Origin of the sequence: Coprococcus sp. AF102-57 (assembly GCF_027686195.1) — a bacterium.
GTDB classification, from domain to species: Bacteria; Bacillota; Clostridia; order Lachnospirales; family Lachnospiraceae; genus Allocoprococcus; species Allocoprococcus comes.
On sequence record NZ_JAQCSY010000057.1, the window covers coordinates 1 to 734 of the forward strand.

The following is a 734-nucleotide window of genomic DNA, read 5'->3' on the forward strand; positions in this document are numbered from 1 at the left end:
AAGTTCGGGACAAGTTGACCCGATGTGTGTGGAATAACAAACTGGGAATTATTTAATTCTCTGTGTACCTAATTGTAATTGTTCAACTGCTATTTTTGCTTTATTGTCATCTTCCTTTTGAAGATTTTCTATTTCCGAACTCCGAATAGCCAAAATGATTTCGTCCCCCACCTGTAAATCATCAAGTGTTATATCTACAACATCTTGTGTATCATAATTACAATAAATCATAGGAATTTGGGAACAATCAATAAGGCAATCATCCCCTAAAACACCTTCTTCTCCGCTATCTTTTGTGGTTATAATTTTATTTTCTTTATCAATTTCTGTTATTATCGCATTGACACCTAAAGTAAGTGATTCGTTTGTTTGTTGTCCAGAACACGCAACTAAAGTAAACGCACAAATGAATATGCATAATGCCATTATCATTTTTTTCATCATAAGTTCCTCCAAATTCCGATTTTTCGTTCTCTGCGACTTTCCAATAAACGGAAATTTCTCACTTCTTCATTTTAGGTGCAATAAGCAACACTACTATCACAAAAAAATATACACCATACAACAACCACGTAATAGTATTATTCCATGGAAAACTCTTTTCTGGATGATTCAATGCAAACATTATAAATACTATAGCTATAATCAGCATTATCAAACCAATAATCCTTGATATACTCTTTTTCATGTAAAGCACCTCCTCGTCAAACTGTTAAGGAAACAATCGGAGTTGG

Annotated in this window: 2 protein-coding genes; both read right to left on the bottom strand. The window is 33.2% G+C overall.

Features of this window, described 5'->3' with window-relative positions; genetic code table 11:
- Positions 1 to 48: 48 nt before the first annotated feature.
- On the bottom strand, positions 49 to 444 hold the full coding sequence (locus tag PGZ10_RS16545) for a hypothetical protein (protein ID WP_207685622.1): 396 nt from the start codon (positions 442 to 444) through the stop codon (positions 49 to 51).
- 58 nt (positions 445 to 502) lie between these two features.
- Entirely contained in the window at positions 503 to 688 is a 186-nt protein-coding gene (locus PGZ10_RS16550; RefSeq protein WP_117464995.1) for a hypothetical protein, read from the bottom strand.
- Positions 689 to 734 lie beyond the last annotated feature (46 nt).

Bases quoted from the DNA above. Each gene is read 5' to 3' on its own strand.
- PGZ10_RS16550 (WP_117464995.1), bottom strand. From the start codon at position 688: ATGAAAAAGAGTATATCAAGGATTATTGGTTTGATAATGCTGATTATA.
- PGZ10_RS16545 (WP_207685622.1), bottom strand. From the start codon at position 444: ATGATGAAAAAAATGATAATGGCATTATGCATATTCATTTGTGCGTTT.